This is a genomic window from Virgibacillus sp. Bac330, from assembly GCF_003667845.1.
Taxonomy (GTDB): Bacteria; Bacillota; Bacilli; order Bacillales; family Amphibacillaceae; genus Virgibacillus; species Virgibacillus chiguensis.
Genome location: NZ_CP033048.1, coordinates 2,585,354 through 2,604,257 on the forward strand (window position 1 = coordinate 2,585,354; position 18,904 = coordinate 2,604,257).

General features: G+C 37.7%; 15 protein-coding genes. 2 read left to right on the forward strand and 13 right to left on the reverse strand.

Translation table 11 applies throughout. The features are described from left to right. Positions 1-16 precede the first annotated feature (16 nt). The 10 genes from D9780_RS11985 to D9780_RS12030 all read right to left on the reverse strand — a co-directional run bounded on the left by D9780_RS11985 (position 17) and on the right by D9780_RS12030 (position 14,283). Entirely contained in the window at positions 17-1,567 is a 1,551-nt protein-coding gene (locus tag D9780_RS11985; RefSeq protein WP_121640233.1) for a 2-isopropylmalate synthase, read from the reverse strand. Continuing rightward, positions 1,554-2,597 carry a ketol-acid reductoisomerase gene (ilvC, locus tag D9780_RS11990; protein WP_116277438.1) on the reverse strand — a complete coding sequence of 348 codons (1,044 nt, stop codon included), beginning with the start codon at positions 2,595-2,597 and terminating at the stop codon, positions 1,554-1,556. The genes D9780_RS11985 and ilvC overlap by 14 nt, the downstream gene beginning before the upstream one ends. Positions 2,598-2,615: 18 nt before the next feature. Then, positions 2,616-3,134, reverse strand: a complete 519-nt coding sequence (gene ilvN, locus D9780_RS11995) for an acetolactate synthase small subunit (protein WP_121640234.1) — start codon at positions 3,132-3,134, stop codon at positions 2,616-2,618. Beyond that, positions 3,131-4,852, reverse strand: a complete 1,722-nt coding sequence (gene ilvB / locus D9780_RS12000; RefSeq protein WP_121640235.1) for an acetolactate synthase large subunit — start codon at positions 4,850-4,852, stop codon at positions 3,131-3,133. The genes ilvN and ilvB overlap by 4 nt, the downstream gene beginning before the upstream one ends. A gap of 945 nt (positions 4,853-5,797) precedes the next feature. Further along, a complete protein-coding gene (gene ilvD, locus D9780_RS12005) occupies positions 5,798-7,483 on the reverse strand; it encodes a dihydroxy-acid dehydratase (protein ID WP_121640236.1) in 1,686 nt (561 codons plus the stop codon). Between the two features lie 320 nt (positions 7,484-7,803). Continuing rightward, entirely contained in the window at positions 7,804-8,133 is a 330-nt protein-coding gene (csaA, locus tag D9780_RS12010; protein ID WP_121640237.1) for a chaperone CsaA, read from the reverse strand. A gap of 289 nt (positions 8,134-8,422) precedes the next feature. Continuing rightward, positions 8,423-9,670, reverse strand: a complete 1,248-nt coding sequence (locus tag D9780_RS12015) for a glutamate-5-semialdehyde dehydrogenase (protein ID WP_162985857.1) — start codon at positions 9,668-9,670, stop codon at positions 8,423-8,425. A gap of 27 nt (positions 9,671-9,697) precedes the next feature. After that, positions 9,698-10,789 carry a glutamate 5-kinase gene (proB, locus tag D9780_RS12020; RefSeq protein WP_121640239.1) on the reverse strand — a complete coding sequence of 364 codons (1,092 nt, stop codon included), beginning with the start codon at positions 10,787-10,789 and terminating at the stop codon, positions 9,698-9,700. A 453-nt stretch (positions 10,790-11,242) separates the two neighbouring features. Then, a complete protein-coding gene (locus tag D9780_RS12025) occupies positions 11,243-12,667 on the reverse strand; it encodes a DHA2 family efflux MFS transporter permease subunit (protein WP_121640240.1) in 1,425 nt (474 codons plus the stop codon). Between the two features lie 851 nt (positions 12,668-13,518). Then, positions 13,519-14,283 (reverse strand): hypothetical protein, encoded by a 765-nt coding sequence (locus tag D9780_RS12030; protein WP_121640241.1) that lies wholly within the window; start codon positions 14,281-14,283, stop codon positions 13,519-13,521. Positions 14,284-14,638: 355 nt separating this feature from the next. Here D9780_RS12030 and D9780_RS12035 point away from each other — a divergent pair, with 355 nt between their 5' ends. Beyond that, positions 14,639-15,049, forward strand: coding sequence for a DUF6376 family protein (locus tag D9780_RS12035; RefSeq protein WP_121640242.1), 411 nt, complete (start codon positions 14,639-14,641; stop codon positions 15,047-15,049). Between the two features lie 497 nt (positions 15,050-15,546). Here D9780_RS12035 and fosB read toward each other — a convergent pair whose 3' ends face one another. Then, positions 15,547-15,966: a metallothiol transferase FosB gene (fosB, locus tag D9780_RS12040; protein ID WP_073008541.1), complete on the reverse strand. Its 420-nt coding sequence runs from the start codon at positions 15,964-15,966 to the stop codon at positions 15,547-15,549. A gap of 495 nt (positions 15,967-16,461) precedes the next feature. On the opposite strand from fosB, the gene D9780_RS12045 reads away from it, so the two are divergent. Then, positions 16,462-16,815 (forward strand): carboxymuconolactone decarboxylase family protein, encoded by a 354-nt coding sequence (locus D9780_RS12045; RefSeq protein ID WP_073008544.1) that lies wholly within the window; start codon positions 16,462-16,464, stop codon positions 16,813-16,815. A 257-nt stretch (positions 16,816-17,072) separates the two neighbouring features. On the opposite strand, the gene D9780_RS12050 is transcribed toward D9780_RS12045, so the two are convergent. Next, positions 17,073-18,002 (reverse strand): phosphotransferase, encoded by a 930-nt coding sequence (locus D9780_RS12050; protein ID WP_121640243.1) that lies wholly within the window; start codon positions 18,000-18,002, stop codon positions 17,073-17,075. Positions 18,003-18,105: 103 nt separating this feature from the next. Then, positions 18,106-18,648, reverse strand: a complete 543-nt coding sequence (locus tag D9780_RS12055) for a GNAT family N-acetyltransferase (protein ID WP_121640244.1) — start codon at positions 18,646-18,648, stop codon at positions 18,106-18,108. Positions 18,649-18,904: the final 256 nt, after the last annotated feature.

The window sequence follows — 18,904 nt, forward strand, 5'->3', positions numbered from 1 at the left end:
ACATTTCTTCTCCTTTTCACTGAGTTTTTACAACTTCTTTCTTCTCTGCATTCACCTGTTGAATAATATACCGATTGACTGCATTTAGATACGCTTGCACGGAAGCTTCCATGACGTCTTGTGCCGAACCCCGGCCATTTACAGTTTCTCCATTCACTGTAAGTTGGACGCGCGATTCCGCTAACGCATCTTTTCCACCTCCGACAGAGTTAATCTGATAATCAATTAATCTTGTCTCTTCTTCGGTTAATGACTCTAGTGTCTTATACAAAGCTTCGACACTCCCTTGTGCCGTACACGCCGTTTTCACCTTTTTACCAGACGGGGTCTTTAATTCAACAGCAGCAGTCGGAATGTTATTGGATCCATATTGTAGTTGAAACATTTCCAACGTATATTTATCCACTGTAGCAGTGTTGGTTTGAATCTCCGTTACAATGGTAAAAATATCGTCATCCGTTACCTCTTTTTTATGATCTGTTAATCGCTTAAACGCTTCAAACGCTTGCTTCATATTATCTTCTGTAACGCGCATTCCAAGTTCTTTTAATTTATCTTTAAAAGCGTGACGCCCCGAATGTTTCCCCAAAAACAGCGTATTTGCTTGAACGCCAACCAACTCAGGAGTAATGATTTCATACGTGGAAGCATGTTTTAACACACCATCCTGATGGATTCCAGATTCATGGGCAAATGCATTTCTACCAACAATTGCCTTGTTTGCTTGGATATGCATTCCTGTCAGTTTTGCCACCATATCACTCGTTCTTTTTATTTCATCAAGCTTTAAATTTGTTTGATAAGGATAAAAATCAGAACGAATCTTTAAAGCAACGGCAATCTCTTCTAAGGATGCATTTCCTGCTCGTTCACCAATACCGTTAATAGTTCCTTCAATTTGTGTCGCACCATTTTCGACAGCGGCAATAGAATTTGCAACTGCCATCCCGAGATCATTATGACAATGACATGATAGTACTGCTTTTTCAATATTAGGAACATTCATTCTAATATAATGGAACATTTCCCCATATTCCTTCGGTGTTGTGTAACCTACCGTATCTGGTAAGTTAATAACAGTCGCACCAGCATCAATGACCTTTTTAATAATTTGCGCTAAAAATTCCCAATCTGAGCGTGACGCATCTTCCGCTGACCATTGCACTTGTGAAAATGTTTGCTTTGCATATGCCACCATATCTGTTGCTGTTGTAATTACTTCTTCCGGCGTCTTTTTTAGCTTATACGTCATATGAATTGGCGACGTAGCTAGAAATATATGAATTCGCGGTTCATCTGCACCTTTTAATGCTTCCCAAGCAGTATCAATATCCGACTTGACTGTTCTTGCTAAAGCAGTAACGGACGTATTTTTTATCGTGTCGGCAATTTCCTTGACCGCTTGAAAATCGCCTTTGGACGAAGCAGGAAAACCTGCTTCAATCCGATCCATACCTAACCGTTCTAACTGTTTGGCGATTTCTAATTTTTCTAGTTTATTCAAATTGACGCCTGGTGATTGTTCTCCATCGCGCAATGTCGTATCGAATAGGTTAATTATTGACATGCACCTTCACATCCTTTTGTTTATTTTGTTTTTTCTGTAACGGCTCTGAAACAAAAGGCATTAATGCACGTAACTCCTTTCCTACTTGCTCAATTGGATGCTGGTTCTCTTTCGCATTAATTGCGTTAAATTGCGGTCGATTCGCTTGATTTTCTAAGATCCAACCTTTAGCAAAAGCTCCTGTTTGCACATCTTGCAAAATTTCTTTCATTCTAGCTTTCGTTTCTTCATTTACTACGCGTGGCCCTGATACGAAGTCCCCCCATTGGGCTGTATCAGAAATAGAATAACGCATATTTTCCAAGCCACCTTCATAGAGAAGATCAACAATTAACTTCATCTCATGCAAACATTCAAAATAGGCTACTTCTGGCTGATAACCAGCTTCCGTTAAGGTTTCAAATCCTGCTTTAATTAAACTTGTCACGCCTCCACATAATACAGCCTGCTCGCCAAAAAGATCCGTTTCTGTTTCTTCTTGAAAAGACGTTTCTAATACTCCAGCTCGAGCAGCGCCGATCCCTTGAGCATATGCTAATGCAAGTTCTTTTGCCTTTCCAGACACATCTTGATAAATGCCATAAAGCGCAGGAACTCCGGCTCCTTCTTCATACGTACGACGAACTAAATGACCAGGTCCTTTCGGTGCTACAAGAAAAACATCAACATTAGATGGCGGGACAATTTGACTAAAGTGAATATTAAATCCATGGGCAAAAGCGAGCGCATTTCCAGGTTGCAAGTTCGGTTCAATGCTCTCTGTATAAACGGTAGTTTGCATTTCATCTGGTAAAAGAATCATGACTACTTCTGCCTGTTTTACAGCATCTGCTACCGACAAGACTGTAAACCCATCCTCTTCTGCTTTTACTTGAGACTTTCCTGGTCTCAGTCCTACGACAACATCAAACCCGCTCTCTCTTAAATTCTGAGCATGTGCATGGCCTTGTGAACCATACCCAATAATAGCAATTCGTTTCTCTCTTAAAACCTCTGTGTTTACATCCTGTTCATAAAGTACTTTTGACATTTTTTATTCCTCCCTATTTTAAATCGTAAATGCATTAAGTTCTGTCACCTGTGTTGGCTGCTGTCCACGTAAGAAAGCTGTTACACCAGTTTTAGTTAGTTCTTTAATCCCATACGGCTTTAATAATGAAATAAGTGCTTCTACCTTATCTGGCCTCCCAGTTACTTGAATAGTTAAGCTGTCTCTACTCACATCAATCACAGAAGCCCGAAACGGGGCAATCATTCCTTGTATCTCTGCACGTAACTGACCACTTCCACCAACTTTAATTAATGCTAGTTCCCTCGCTACAATTGCCTTTTCTGTAATATCAGAAACTTTTAATACGTCGATTTGCTTATTTAACTGTTTTGTAAGCTGTTCTAACTTCTGATGGTCCTCAATTTCAACAACAAACGTCATTTTTGAAATACCCTCTGTTTCTGAGGCACCTACAGAAATACTCTCAATATTGAACTGTCGTCGATATAGCATTCCTGTAATTCGGTTGAGGACACCACTACGATTTTGTACGGTTGCCGTAATAATCCGCCTCATTTTCTCACCCCGATCATTTCATGAATTCCCTTACCAGGTGCGATCATTGGGTAAACAGAAGTTTGCTGTACAACACGACAGTCAACTACAACGGGACCATCGAAAGCTAACGCTTCTTGTAATACTTTTGGAACGTCTTTTTCTTTTTCAACACGCATGCCACGTACGCCATAACTATCAGCTAATTTTACAAAATCTGGATTTTCCATAAACAAGGATTCTGAATAACGTTTTTCATAAAAGCTTTCCTGCCACTGTCTTACCATGCCTAAAGCTTGATTATTGACAATAATAACTTTTACGGGCAATTTTTTCTCTTTTACGACGGATAATTCTTGAAACGTCATTTGGAATCCACCATCCCCTACAATCGAAATGACGATATCATCTGGCGCTCCCAATTGTGCGCCGATCGCTGCCGGAAATCCAAATCCCATTGTCCCTAAGCCTCCTGATGTAACCCAGCGGTTGGGCTTTTCAAACGCATAATACTGCGCTGCCCACATTTGATGCTGCCCAACGTCCGTAGTTACAATCGCTTCTCCTTTTGACAAATCATGAATTTGTTCCATCAACCATTGTGGTGAAATAAATGCTTCCGATCGATCGTACCAAAGCGGATATTGCTTTTTATACGAAGTTAATTGATCTCGCCAAGCTGATCGGTCTACAGGCTCATTAGAAGTTGCTAGTAACGCTATTAATGCTTCTTTTGCGTCTGCCACCACTGGTATTTCCGTCGAGACATTTTTACCAATTTCCGCTGGATCGATATCAATATGCGCTACTTTAGCTAAAGGAGCAAAATGCTGTAAGTTACCAGTTAAACGATCATCAAAACGAGCACCGATATTAATTAACAAATCGCATTCATAGATTGCCATGTTTGCTGTATAGCTCCCATGCATACCTGCCATACCAAGTGACAAGTCATGCGATCTTGGGAACCCTCCAAGCCCTAATAACGTATTCGCAACTGGAAGCTGAAACTTTTCTGCAAATGCGATTAATTTCTCACTTGCATTTGCAAAAATAACTCCTGCACCAGCTAAAATTAATGGACGGCTAGATTTGCTTAATGCATCCATTAGTTTCGTAATTTGCAATGGATTTGGGTTTTTATTTGGTTGATAGCCAGGAAGCGCAAAGTGATCATCGTAAACAGCATCCGATAACTCAGAAGAAATATTTTTCGGAATATCTACGACTACAGGACCTGGTCTTCCAGTAGAAGCAATATGAAAGGCTTCTTTTATAATTCTTGGTAACTCCAAAAGATTTGTTACTTGATAATTGTACTTCGTAATTGGGGTGGTAATCCCCATGACATCTGCTTCCTGAAAAGCATCGGTACCTATGACGCTGTTAGCTACTTGACCAGTAAAAACAACAATTGGCAATGAGTCCATCATGGCATCGGTAATTCCAGTAATTAAATTGGTAGCTCCTGGACCAGATGTAGCAATAACTACCCCCGGCTTCCCTGTAACTCGAGCATATCCTTCCGCCGCATGAATGGAACCCTGTTCATGACGAGAGAGAACATGCTCAAATGGTGCATTGCTGCGATAAATAGCATCATAAATCGGTAAGACCGCACCACCCGGGTAACCAAAAATTGTATCCACTTCTGCTTCTACTAAGGCATTAATTAACACATCAGCACCTGTAACTAATTCTTTTGTACTTTCCAATTCATGCTTTACCTGCACTTTCACTTCTCGTGCCTCCTTTTTAAAAAATAAATATTAGGAATATTTGGCTTGCCGCTAAAGTTTTATTTTGAAAGCTGTCATTTTTCTTATATAATCCCTAAAATTGTCTATTGTATTAAATTAAGCTCTACACATATCATTTCTAAATCACAATCACTCCTTATGCTTCAATATAGACCTAATCTTTTGAAAATAAATTGTTTGTTTTCAGCGAGATAGTTGCCACCAAAGTCTATTGGGCGAAAGCATTCGTGTTAGCTTAGATGGTTTCCTATTGTACAACAAATAAAAAACGCCCTCCTCCCCCATAAGACTGCAAGCTTAATTACAGTAATTGGGGAGAAAAGCGTCTGCTCTTCACGGTACCACCCAGCTTTTTAGTATCCTCACGAATACTAACTCGACGAGTATCATCGGTTACGATATTAGAAACATAACCTAAACTCTTTTGGATAACAGGTACATACAAATTGCACCTGGCTGGCCTATTAGGTTGCCTGTTCAGTCCAGCACTCAGAGATGATGTCAGAGTATATTGTATTTTCGGGCTTCCAGCGTCCCCGAATCTCTGTGAATACAGTAGTCATACTCTTTTTTCCCTTCATCGCATTAAATACATATTCTTTTGTAAATAATCATTGTTTCCATTTATTTGTTTTTTTGATATTGCCGTTAATAATATACTGTTTTCAATCAGACGTCAACAGCTTTTTTAAAGTTTTTTGATACTAATATTTTTTACGTTAAACTGTATACGCTTACAGCATTGCCGGACTTCATTTTGCCTTTTTTATTACATTTTCTTTACAAAGCGATATATCAGTTAAAACTTTATTATTATAGGTTTAAAATAAAAATAACAAAGCGCAATATATTTTTAGCATATATTGCGCTAGTTATGAATTTGAAAAAGTATTTCATGAACAAATATATCGGTATCTCACTAGACTATTTATTTAAATAATCCGTAATAGCTCCTAACGAAGAACAGGATACGTTATGAGCATATTTACCTAACACACCTTTTTTATATAACGGAGGCGCAGTCCAATGTTTCTGTCTTTCCGCTAATTCTTGATCTGATATTGCAAAGGATATCTCTTTTTGCGTAGAATCAATCGTCACCATATCCCCTTCTTGTAAGAAAGCAATTGCACCACCAACCTGCGCTTCTGGTGCGATATGCCCGACGACTAGCCCATGTGTCCCACCAGAAAATCTACCATCGGTTAATAGAGCTACTTTTTCACCTAGCCCTTTTCCAACTAAAATAGCTGAAATAGACAGCATTTCCGGCATACCCGGGCCTCCTTTTGGACCAACGTAGCGTATGACAAGTACATCTCCTTCTTTAATCTTATTATCCATTACCGCTTCAGTTGCTTCTTTTTCTGTATTAAAAACTCGCGCAGGTCCTACATGCCGACTTACCTTTACACCAGATACTTTTGCTACAGCGCCATTTGGTGCAAGGTTACCTTTTAACACAATAAGTGGTCCATCTTTACGTTTCGGATTATGAAAGGGCATTATCACTTCTTGCCCTTCTTGTAAGGACGGCGCTTCTTGCAAATTTTCAGCAATTGTTTTACCTGTTACCGTTAAGCAATCGCCATGAAGATACCCATTTTCATGAAGGAACTTCATTACAGCTTGTACACCGCCCACCCGATGTAAATCTTGCATAACATACTTACCACTTGGTTTTAAATCAGCTAAATGAGGCGTCTTTACTTGCATGCGATTAAAATCCTCGATGGTTACATTCACTTCTATAGCGTGTGCAATAGCTAACAAATGTAATATTGCATTGGTTGAGCCACCTAATGCCATTACAACCGTAATGGCATTTTCAAAAGCTTCTTTCGTCATAATATCTTTTGGATAAATGCCTTTTTCTAATAAGTGATAAACTGCTTTACCAGCTTTATTACAATCATTTGCTTTTTCTTTTGATTCGGCAGGATTAGAAGAACTTCCTGGAAGACTCATGCCTAGCGCTTCGATTGCTGAAGCCATCGTATTTGCCGTATACATACCACCACATGAACCTGCTCCAGGGCATGCGTGACATTCAATTTGGCGTAACTCTTCACCGTCAATGGAACCATTATTATGCTTTCCAACACCCTCGAAAACCGACACTAAATCTATATCTTTCCCCTTTAAAGAGCCAGGTGCAATCGTTCCACCATATACAAAAACAGCAGGTACTTCCGCATTAGCGATCGCAATCATACATCCGGGAATATTTTTGTCGCATCCACCAATAGCTACTAACCCATCTAAATTCTCCGCGCCTACTACTGTTTCAATGGAATCTGCAATTAGATCTCTACTAGGCAAGGAATAGCGCATTCCTTGCGTTCCCATTGATATTCCATCAGACACTGTAATCGTATTAAAAATTAATGGAACACCCCCAGCTTCTCGCGCCCCGTCTTTTGCTTGACGAGCTAGCTCATCAATATGTATATTACACGGGGTTACTTCACTCCACGTACTCGCCACGCCTATCATCGGCTTGTTAAAATCCTCATCTGACACACCAACTGCTCTAAGCATTGCTCGGTTCGGCGCCCGCATAACACCATCACTAAAAACATGACTTTTAATTCGCAAATCTTTATCCAATGAAACCCCACCTTTCTTTCGGAATATTATATGCCTAATTATTAAATAGTTCAATATGTTTTTACTTTATTTTAGAAAACTAAAACTATCACCACACTTTGTAACGGAAAAACCCAATCGTTGCTATGCTATATTCTTTATACGTTTTATGCTTAAGAACTCGGCTTTTAGCTAAGTTCACATGGCAAAATCTTTTACATTGTTTATACTAGACAAATAAGTGGCGCAATTCAGATTTATTCACGTAGAATATCGCTTTTAAACATTTTACTGTTTACTCACATACACCATTTTTTCAACATGCAAGCACTTACTTATCATTACGATATCTTTGTCCCATTTGCCACCACAACATCAGGTGCTATTAAAACAACGTCCTCTTTTTCTGGCACTCCACCTAATACGAGCACTTCAGACTTGAAGCCTGCGATTCGCATAGGCGGAAAATTAACAACTGCTGTTACTTGCCTCCCTACTAAATCTTCTGGTTCGTATCGTTTCGTAATCTGAGCAGATGCTTGTTTTATGCCTAGCTCCCCGAAATCAATATATAGTTTAATTGCTGGTATCTTTGCTTCTGGAAATGGTTCTGCGTTTCTCACTGTTCCAATACGCATATCTATTTTTTGGAAATCTTCTATATGAACCATGTTAACGCCTCCAATATTTTAATAAAGTGAGTTTTCAATTCGTAAAAGTTTTTCATCCTAGTCTATTTTAACACTAAAAATTTCGTTTTTTATCCTATTATCTCTTCCACCTTCTAGACATGACCATTCGATTTTCTTGTTATACACGAGCATTCATTTTATATTTTCCTAGCCCACGAAATAAAACATGTAGGGCTGTTTTTCTTCCTTATTGACTCCAACACACATCTTTTATTTTGGAAAAAGGCGTGCAACTTTTAAGCGCATACCACACCTTTTCCCACTCCTATTATTCCCTAATCTGACCGTCTCCATAGATATAAAACTTACTTGAAGTAAGTGCAGGTAATCCCATAGGTCCTCTAGCATGTAATTTTTGAGTACTAATGCCAATTTCCGCTCCATACCCAAATTCAAAACCATCTGTAAATCTTGTAGAAGCATTGTGGTAAACAGCGGCGGCATCGACGTGCTGCTGGAAATAAGCAGCATGTTCATTGTCCTGCGTAATAATCCCCTCTGAATGCCGTGTGCCATACTTATTAATATGTTTGACCGCTTCCTCACATGTAGAAACTAATTTAACACTAATTGCTAAATCAAGATATTCTGTATACCAATCTTCTTCTGTCGCTAATTTCGCTTTTGAAAAAGCTTTACAAACATATTCGTCCCCGTAAATTTTCACCTGTTTTTTATCCAGTTTTTCTAGTAAAGATTTTCCATGTTCCTTAAACCATTCCTGATGAACGAGCAATGATTCGATTGCATTACATACAGACGGACGCTGTAATTTTGCATTTAAAACCAACTTAAAAGCTAGCTCTTGCTCAGCAGAAGCATCAATAAACATATGACAGTTACCAGCTCCAGTTTCAATTACTGGTACTGTTGATGATTGTAAAACTTTTTGAATGAGGTTTTTCCCTCCTCGAGGGATCAATACATCTAAGTATTCATTTAACGTAAATAATTGTTGTGCGGTCTCTCTACTTGTATCCGTAATGAGTTGAACCGCATCGACTGGAAGCTTTGATTTAGCCAAAGCTTGGTGAATCGATGCAACGATAGCTCGATTGGAAAACGCAGCAGATGAGCTTCCCCTTAAAATAACCGCATTTCCTGTTTTTAAAGCTAATGTTGCCGCATCAATCGTTACATTTGGTCGCGCTTCATAAATCATTCCTATTACGCCGATGGGAACGCGTTTTCTTTCCATACGAAGACCATTATCTTTTTCAAGACGCTCCAAAACTTCTCCAATTGGATCATCTAATGTAATGAGTTGATATATAGCGTCATGCATGGCTTCAATTCTCGTCTCATCCAACATAATTCTATCTAAAATCGATGTTGAGATGCCATTTTTTTCTCCTATCTGTAAATCCTTCTCGTTCTCTTTTAATAGCTTCTCCTTGTCTTCTACCAACTGCTTTGCAATGTATTCCAACGCTTCGTTCTTTTCCTTTGTTGTGATACCATTCAACTGGTAGCTTGCAACTTTTGCCAACTTTCCTTTCTCTTGTACTTCTGTCATCGTCATTCCTCCCTGTTTCATTTAAAATTATGTTAATCTCACCCAACGGTCTCGATGAATAACCCTAGATGATAAGCAATCTTTGTCCGCGCTCCTTAGTTGCAATTCTTTCATAATTACATCTGCGGAACAACTTGCCTCTCCTTTGCCAATTAATCCATTTTCTCCATATACTTCTACAACATCACCCTCCTTAAACTGCCCTTGCACTCTTCGGACCCCTGCAGCTAATAAACTTGCTCCTTGATAAAGAATGGCTTCTTCTGCACCATTATCCACGTAAATTTGACCTACTGGCTCTGAATGAAGTGCAATCCATTGCTTATTGGTCGTAATCGAACCTTTAGCAGGATTAGAGATATAAGTGCCATCTCCACTTCCTTCCATGATATGCGATAATTTTTCAGCGCCGTTACCAGTTCCGATAAACACACTAACTCCCAATGATAAAGCCATCTTTGCAGCTTCCAACTTCGATTTCATTCCTCCAGTACCTACTGACGACCCATGTTGATCTGTCTGGTCAACCATTTCTTCTGTAATTTGGGCAAGATAGTCATATTTTCTAGCTGCTGGATTTTGACGCGGATTTCCATCATAGATGCCGTTAATATCGGTCAGCATAATGAGCTGGTCTGCATGAACAATACCGCTAACTAAAGCTGATAACATGTCATTATCTCCAAATGTAAGTTCTTTGATGGATACCGTATCATTTTCATTAATAATTGGAATAACTCGCCGTTCTAATAGTTCCATTAACGTATTAAACGCATTTTTATATCGTTCTCGATCTTTAAAATCGTCTCTCGTCAATAATAATTGTGCAGCTCGCAAATCATATTCTGAAAATTTTTCCATATATGATTGGATTAACAACCCTTGTCCTGCAGCTGCTGCAGCTTGCTTTCCTTTTAAGGTTACAGGCCTTGATGCATAGCCAATTTGCGGAAAACCTGCGGCCACTGCACCTGATGAAACTAAAATAACGTCATGGTTTGATTCGCGAAGCTTGGCAATCGCTGCCACATGTTCCGTTAACTTTGCCTCATCCATTTCACCATGTGCATTTGTTAACGAACTACTTCCTATTTTTACGACAACTCTCTGTTTCCTCACTTTACATGCTCCTATTCCCATATCTTTTATATTTTATATGTATCTATCACATGGATATATAACATGATCTTAACACCGTTGTTTTACTTATCATAAACCTTAGAAATTTTAACCTATAGTGAAAAAAGCCCTATTCATCCCTCTAAATCAAGGACGAAAGAGCTTCTTCCGCGGTACCACCTATGTTAGATGTTAGAATAACATCCCGCTTGCTTCGATAACGCCGAATATAGCGCCCATTTTTCATGGGACTCAAAAGGCAGGTTCTGTGGCTTCAAGCGTGGAAAGCTCCCAGCTTCTAACTCCCCATCTCTGGCACTGAATCACCCACATACTAATCCTTTTTTACCGTTCAACTTGTTTTTATAATATTATGGATACAAAAGCGAAGAATGTCAACTATTTTATTTATTTGATTGCTTCTAGACGAAAAAGTATCATCTAAAACTCTCTTTATCTACTAAGTTTAACCGACCCTTTGTTTGATTCCGTTTTGATAAATAGAGATAAGACAAGTGCTATAAACGCAAACACTCCAGCTACAATAAATGAAATATTTACTCCATGAATCATTCCTTGAATACCTTGATCTGGTAATGCAGCATTTGTCATCACTGTTACTAGCAAAGCTGTTCCAACAGCTCCCGCAACTTGGCGCATCGTGTTATTCATAGCCGTTCCATGCGGTATAAGATGGAATGGTAACTGGTTTAATCCTGCCGTTGTAACAGGCATCATGACCATGGCTATTCCAAGCATACGAACTGCATTTACTGTTGCAATATAGCCAAATGACGTATTAATAGATATATTTGTAAACATAAATGTCGTTATCGTGACAATAGACAGACCAATAATGGCTAACCAACGGGCACCGAATCGATCAAATAATCTTCCAGTAATTGGGTTCATTACTCCCATAACAATGGCACCAGGCAAAATCATTAAACCAGATTCCAAGGCGGTAAACCCAAGCATATTTTGTGCAAGAATAGGAATGATAACTGCTGCGCCAATCATTGCCATAAAAGTAACCATTCCTAACGCTGTTGTTAAAGAAAAAACAGCATTACGAAATACGCGAAATTCTAAGATAGGTTGTTCCAATTTCATCTGCCTTAAAATAAACATGGTTAATGTAATGGCACCAACAACTAACGATATAATTACCTGTACGCTTCCCCAACCGCTATTACCTGCCACACTAAATCCATATAATAAACCACCAAAGCCCAATGTAGACAAGATAATCGATATCACATCTACTTTTGGAAATGTTTGTTTCGTAATATTTTTTAAGATGAAATAGGCAACAACGATGTCGATCATAATAATTGGCAATACGACATAGAATACACTTCTCCACGGAAAGTGCTCTACTAGCCATCCAGACAATGTCGGCCCTATAGCTGGCGCAAAAGCAATCACCATACCGAACATCCCCATCGCTGTACCTCTTTTTTCAATTGGATAGATGAGGAATAGTATCGTTTGCATTAATGGCATCATAATGCCTGCTGCCGCTGCTTGACCGATTCTCCCAACCATTAACACAGAAAAGTTAGGCGCGATTGCACATATAAGCGTACCTACCGCAAATATACTTAGTGCTGTTAGGAAGAGTCCTCTTGTCGTAAATCGTTCAATTAAAAATGCCGTAATTGGAATCATAATGCCATTTACTAACATAAATATAGACTGTAACCACTGAACAGTATTGGCATCTAACTGTAAATCTTGCATAATCTTTGGCAAAGCAGTTGCTAATAAAGTTTGATTTAAAATGGCAACAAATGCACCTGAAATTAAAACAATAAGCAGTGGTACTTTATTTACTTCTCTTGGATTATTTGTTGTTGTATTTTCTAAAGTCACCATACCTCCCCTTTCTTCATGCATAAAAAATTATTTTTCATAGGCACGAGTTCTTTTGCTCGCTCCTGAATAATGGAGCACGTGAAATACTTGTGTGTCTATTCAGCAAGAAAAAATTCTTTATACAATAAAGTGAACCTTCAAGCAGTGAGGGGCTTTTCATCCAACCGCTTGTTAGTAGCTTAAAAAACTTAATTTATCCTCATTCTTTAAAAAACTTGGCTATTCTCAAGTATTTATGACGAAAAACATGGTCGTTTTCCCCGTTAAACCCTAACTTTCCTTTAGTGTAAGATAACCACGCTGTTGTTTGTCCTATGTTTTCCTATGGGTGCAAAGGTATGATCTAAAGGAAGCTTAAGAAATAAAGCATCCTAGAAGTTATTACCTCACACTTCGATTTACCCAACACATACCTTTCAATTCTTTGAAACAAGCGCACTTTTATTAGGGAAAACTTAACTACAATCAACATTTACTTACTATGTGACATAACTAACATCATACCATAGGATAAAAATGATACAAACCAATACGTTTTATGGTTTAAAAGTATAAAATCGAAAATTACAGGAGTGATACTAGTAGCGCAAAGTTATCTTTACAGTAGCATTCATTGACAAGACATCAGTAACCATAAATAGTTGGATGTGAATTACTTAGCCTATACAAAATCCATTAGAAAAACTTAGCTTGTCGCCAAGTCTTATAGAGAAAGTTGTAGTTTTTCTTATACTATAAACCTTAAAACGTTATACTTTTCTATAGCACAAAAAAAATATGGGAAACATACCTTTAAAGGGCAATGCATACGACATATACTTACTCAATCTCATCTCATTCACAAAAAATTTCTACTTGTTTGTAAATATTATAAAGCGATTCTCTAGTTCAAATTTAAAGTGAAGGTAGCTATGAAGTTCCCCATTTTGAAATGGGTATAACTGTAATTTTTTTGCTTCTGTTGCATGGTTAACAATAATTTCTTCCATTAAATCAACAGGAGTTTTATGCATTGTAAGTAACCCTAATTGTTCTGCAGTATGGTATAATTTAGCTTCATGTACTTCTTTAATTAGCTGATCTATGCCTTTTTCACGTTGCTTTATTCCTAATCGCTTTGCTTCTACCTCTACCTCAAATTGGATTAATGCTTGTTTTAATTGTTCTGTCGTTTTACCTTCACATACAACCCCCAATTGGTTGGCTTTCTTCCTTAATTGTTTATCAAATACTTCTGTCATTAATTGTTCTGTCGATTTTCCAGTTGTTTTTAAACCAAGCTGTTTTGCTTTTTGAACCACCTGCGTATAATGAATCGCTTCTAGTAGCTCTCTTTTACTTCTTCCTTCTGGCTGAATGGCATATTCTTTCCTAGCTTGTTCTATGATTGACTGCTCTACTTCTTTTTGTAATGTTGTCTTAGATTTCCCTTCTACTTGAATGCCCATTTCCTTCGCCGTATACATCAATAACATTTCATTATAACGCTGTCGTTCTTTATTATCGATTGAACTGGATTTTGTTAAAGGTTCATGAAGAGAAGCTGCTATTGCTTGTTCACTTGTTAAAAGCAAAAGCAAAATCACACATATCGATACACATTTTCTTTTTTGCATACGAACCATCCTTTGTTTTAGTGCTCTCAAATATGTAGTTTTGCCAAATTAGTCAGCTACAATTATACCAATTACTTGAAACCTTCTGGATGTATTATTCGTACCTAGTAATAGAGGGTAAGGAGCAGCAAATACTTCCACACTCGCTAAGGAAAGCGAAATTATTTTCAACGGTAATTAGAATAGAATATACAATAAATACTTTTAATTGTTTAAAATTCAACTTATTGTAAATGCCTCCCATTTACTTCAGAAATAATTCCCGGAATTGTGTGATACGGATTAGAAAAACTTGCTATTAATCCTAAAAATTTAATGCTTTCTTATAGCGAATTAAAGAAAGGTTGGAATAAATATGAAAAAAGTAACGCTCGGTTTGTTAAGTCTATCCTTGTTATGGTTGAGTGGTTGTGCCCTATTAGAGGAAACGACGAATTCTTTAAATTATGCAGAGGAAGCAACTGCCTACGTTAATGATTTAAACCTTTTTCTAGAAGAAGCTTCTACTTTAGAAGCAGATGAACTAAGAACAGAACTGGAAAATCTACAAACTACAATAACTGACTTTATTGATATCGACCCGCCTACCATTGCTGAAGACATACACGAAGAATTAAAAAGTAGAAGTGAACAATTATTAGATACAACGAACGATTTAATGGATCAAGGGGAGGTAACAGTTGAACAGATTAAAGATACAGAGCTTTATCGTACGATTGAAAATATCCAATCGTTGCAAAACCAAATTGAACAACTGGAACTGTAGTCGGGAAAACTGTTTCTACATGAAGGCTTCAAAACAAGTTTCAAATCATATTTTGGAAGCTTTATAACTACATGCGAATAGCCTATTTAAGGAGCATTCAATTAGTGATGTACAAAATAACTTGGCTTTTCACTAATTCCGTCTCGTTGTGAACTACTCACCACTTAGCTTCGCTTGAAGTGGGAGCTTCTCATTTCCACGACGAAAGCAACCTTTCGTCTCCATGAGCGTTACTTCGGGAAGTTCCTGCCCTAGATGTCCGACGAATCGGAGTTTCTTTCGTACCTTGGATATTTTACGCATGGAAGGATTCGCTTGGTTTTCGCATTACCAGTTTTCAAAGAACACTTCATGCTCTTATGGTAACATGCGTTCGGTCAATTAGCACGTCTAAAGACGTACTTGACCGAAAGCCAATTCATCTCCACCTTACCGCTGGGATTTCACCCTTCACACGCTTGAAGATGGAGACTTCTTGGCTAAAAACGTTAAAAAAATTATTCAAAAAAATTCATATACTGTTTATCCTTTTTATAATAAGCTAACCGATCTGCTAAAGTACCTGTGTGAAATTCGAACTTATGCCCATCAGGATCTGTAAAATAGATGGATTTTTTATCCCTCACATCTCTTTCTCTTCCTTGCAAAATATTCACATTTAACCTACACAATAAATCATATGCTCTGTCAAACTCTGCTTCATCAATGGAAAACGCAAGATGTGTATAAGATTGATGGATTTCTTGCCGCGGAATATCTTTTTCTTCGTTTAACGCAAGCCACAGCCCATCCAAATCAAAATATGCAGTGCTCCTCCCTTTAACTAACAGCTTTGCCCCGAAGACTTGTTCATAAAATACAACCGACCTTTCTAAGTCGGAAACAGAAAATAAAACGTGATTTATTCCCTTCATCATCTTCTCCCTCCGTTCCTATGTATATGGTGTGATTGTGGTCTATTTGACTTAAAGCACAATAATTTTAAAGAGCAAGTCACCATTTGACAGAATAACTTGTCTTATATTTAGCAGGAAGAAGTGCATAGTATTATTCACCATAATAGGTTTTATTCGATTTTCGTTTATGAAGGTATTTCTTCACTACTGGATATATGACTGGTCCATATTTAATTAATTTTCGGATTAATTTCTTCATCATAAACCCTCCCATTTATACTTTAGTTTATCGCAAATTACAATTAAATGAAATTTTGTTGTTATACATTAAAAATTCATTCCCTTTTTTAACTACAACCAAACAAATTCTCGCAAATATTCGCTGTTTAATTGGTCATACTAATAACATATAACTATTAGAAAAACTGTCGCCAAATCTCATAGCAAAAGCTGTAGTTTTTCTTATACGATATACCAAAATTTTATACATCTATAGCGAAAAAGGAGTAGTAATATATGGAACCTCATCGAAATTCGATTGAACAGACGTTATTAGCGTACAAAAAGGGTGTAGACATCTTTTCAAAACAAATGCCTGCATTTACGAAAAAGTATCATGATTTTACAGAAGCTTGCTTTCAAGAAGGAGAGCTTTCTGCTAAAGCAAAGCAGTTAATAGGTCTAGGTATCAGCTTACATGCACAAGATGAGTATTGTATTATTTATCACACAAAAGGATGCTTGGACCAAGGTTGTACAAAGCAGGAAATTTTAGAAGCGGCAGCTGTTACAGCAGCATTTGGTGGTGGAGCATCTATGAGCCAAGCAGTAACACTTGTTCTAGAGTGCATTAACGAACTTTCAAACTAAGCAAATACAGAGAGTTGCCACAATCGTTGTCGCTTGGCTTGCATGTGGTAACTTTCTCTTGGCTTTTGCTAAGAAGTAATCTTATTCTCCTCCTTCAATGGTTAGCTTCCTATTTACACGCTCTACTAGAATAGTCATTTACTTACTTTTACACAAAATCCTCCGTGCAGGTTGTTAGCAACATGCTCATCATGGTGAGTAGTATGCAGAAAACGATTGGCTTAACATTTTTCACGAAAAAGTTACTCTTGTCCTTCTCAAATTTCATATGGTTGGCTATGTAAAAGCAAATGAACAACACTTAAAAAGAGCTGACGTTGCGATGGCTTTTCCCAGTCTTCAGGAACTTCCGCCATCAGCCACATTACTTCGTCTAAAAACACATGCTCTAAAGCCATTTCCCACACTCTTTTTTCTACTTCTGTTACTTGTACAAACTGATAATAGCCAGATAAAAACGTCTTCCATTGTTCTACGGTAAATACGTAATCAGGTGCAGATGATAATTCATTATGAAATAATAATAATGCTAAAGCTAAATCAAAAACACGCGGAACTTTTGCAGCATTGTCGGGATCAATCAAATAAGGTTCAGGTGTAAAGACTAGATTATTCGCTTTATAATCATGCGGTGTTAAAACATGGGGCAAGAGAAGTTCCTTCAAACAAGATTGTTTGGTTACACAGGAAAGTAATTTTTCTTCTAACTGAGTAATAGGAAAAGTAACACGGTTCCGTTTAACATGAGTTGTAATCGCTCGTACACTTTCCTCTACTTCTTCATTCGTGAAATCATACACAGCATATTCTGGAAGTTGAAATAATTCTCCTTTTGGTGATAACGCATGAATATGCCCTAATAAACAACCCGATGCATATATTTGTGTGTGTGTCGCTGTATACGATTTCCCATGGATAAATGGGTACACAACGTAACACGCATCTTCCAGTTCTTGCGGGTTATTTGTGTCCATTTTTATCGGTGTAACAATAGGAACGCCGTTTGCTCGTAAAAATCGTGTGTATTTCGCTAATGCTTCAGCACGTTCGAGTGGTTTTTGCGTTTTCTTCACAATAACGTCTTTTCCTTTATATGGGACATGGTAAACGGGAGAAAAAGGGTAAATACTTTTGGGCTCTTTATCAACAGCTATTTGAAAGCGTTCTAATACTTTTGTACTTTGCAAATCAATTCCCCCTCTTTTAAATGTCGTTTATCCCAATTATAGGACTTATCTAGCTTTCTAATTTTGAAGAGCTTACAAGCAATTTGAAATAAATATCACCACACTATGAACGATGCACTTTTTTATCAGTGTCATACGTCAATAGCCAACAGTCATGATATTTCCCTTCATGAAACGCATAATGCAATAATTTTTTCACACGTTGAAATCCTGCTTTTTCATAACAGGCTACCGCCCTAACGTTCTCTACATGTGGGTCAAGGACAACCTTGGACGCACCGTACGCTTCAATGAGAAATACTGTCACTTTTTTTATAAGCTCCGTTCCAATTCCTCTATTTCGATAATTATCTTCACCAATGAACTGATCCATACCGTAAGCGCTTGAACCTACAATAGGCATCAGATTACTTGTACAGCTATTAATTGGATAATACTGCAAATAACCAATTGGAATTTCATTACAATATATAATGCAGCGGGATATTAATGCATTATTTTTATAGAATTTATCCTCTATCATTTCCATTGTATAGGATTTATCCCTCCCTCCATAAAATTGTAAAACAGAAGGGTCACACAACCAACTCCTTAGCAGTGCTTGATGCTCCTTGTTTAATGGCCGAATGGAAAGATTATTTTGCATTTCATACCTCCTCGCATAGTATGTTAAGGCATTACTTTTTCGCCTTCTTAATTTGATTCATTCATAAAACTTGTATCTGCTCTTGCACCCGTTACTTTCCACTGCAGCGTACGCTTTCCTCAGGGCTACTTGAGCCTCTTCGCTCACAAAAATTTTTCACTGTGGGGTCTCAAGACTCATGCTCCTAAAAGGTGTATTTTTTTAGAAAACGAGGCTTATGGTGTAAGTTGTAGCTTTACTTATTCTATAAAACTTT

Bases quoted from the DNA above. Each gene is read 5' to 3' on its own strand.
- D9780_RS12015 (WP_162985857.1), bottom strand. From the start codon at position 9,670: ATGACAGAAGTACAAGAGAAAGGAAAGTTGGCAAAAGTTGCAAGCTAC.
- D9780_RS12035 (WP_121640242.1), top strand. From the start codon at position 14,639: ATGAAAAAAGTAACGCTCGGTTTGTTAAGTCTATCCTTGTTATGGTTG.
- D9780_RS12030 (WP_121640241.1), bottom strand. From the start codon at position 14,283: ATGCAAAAAAGAAAATGTGTATCGATATGTGTGATTTTGCTTTTGCTT.
- D9780_RS12045 (WP_073008544.1), top strand. From the start codon at position 16,462: ATGGAACCTCATCGAAATTCGATTGAACAGACGTTATTAGCGTACAAA.
- D9780_RS12055 (WP_121640244.1), bottom strand. From the start codon at position 18,648: ATGCAAAATAATCTTTCCATTCGGCCATTAAACAAGGAGCATCAAGCA.
- D9780_RS11985 (WP_121640233.1), bottom strand. From the start codon at position 1,567: ATGTCAATAATTAACCTATTCGATACGACATTGCGCGATGGAGAACAA.
- D9780_RS12025 (WP_121640240.1), bottom strand. From the start codon at position 12,667: ATGGTGACTTTAGAAAATACAACAACAAATAATCCAAGAGAAGTAAAT.
- fosB (WP_073008541.1), bottom strand. From the start codon at position 15,966: ATGATGAAGGGAATAAATCACGTTTTATTTTCTGTTTCCGACTTAGAA.
- ilvC (WP_116277438.1), bottom strand. From the start codon at position 2,597: ATGTCAAAAGTACTTTATGAACAGGATGTAAACACAGAGGTTTTAAGA.
- ilvN (WP_121640234.1), bottom strand. From the start codon at position 3,134: ATGAGGCGGATTATTACGGCAACCGTACAAAATCGTAGTGGTGTCCTC.
- csaA (WP_121640237.1), bottom strand. From the start codon at position 8,133: ATGGTTCATATAGAAGATTTCCAAAAAATAGATATGCGTATTGGAACA.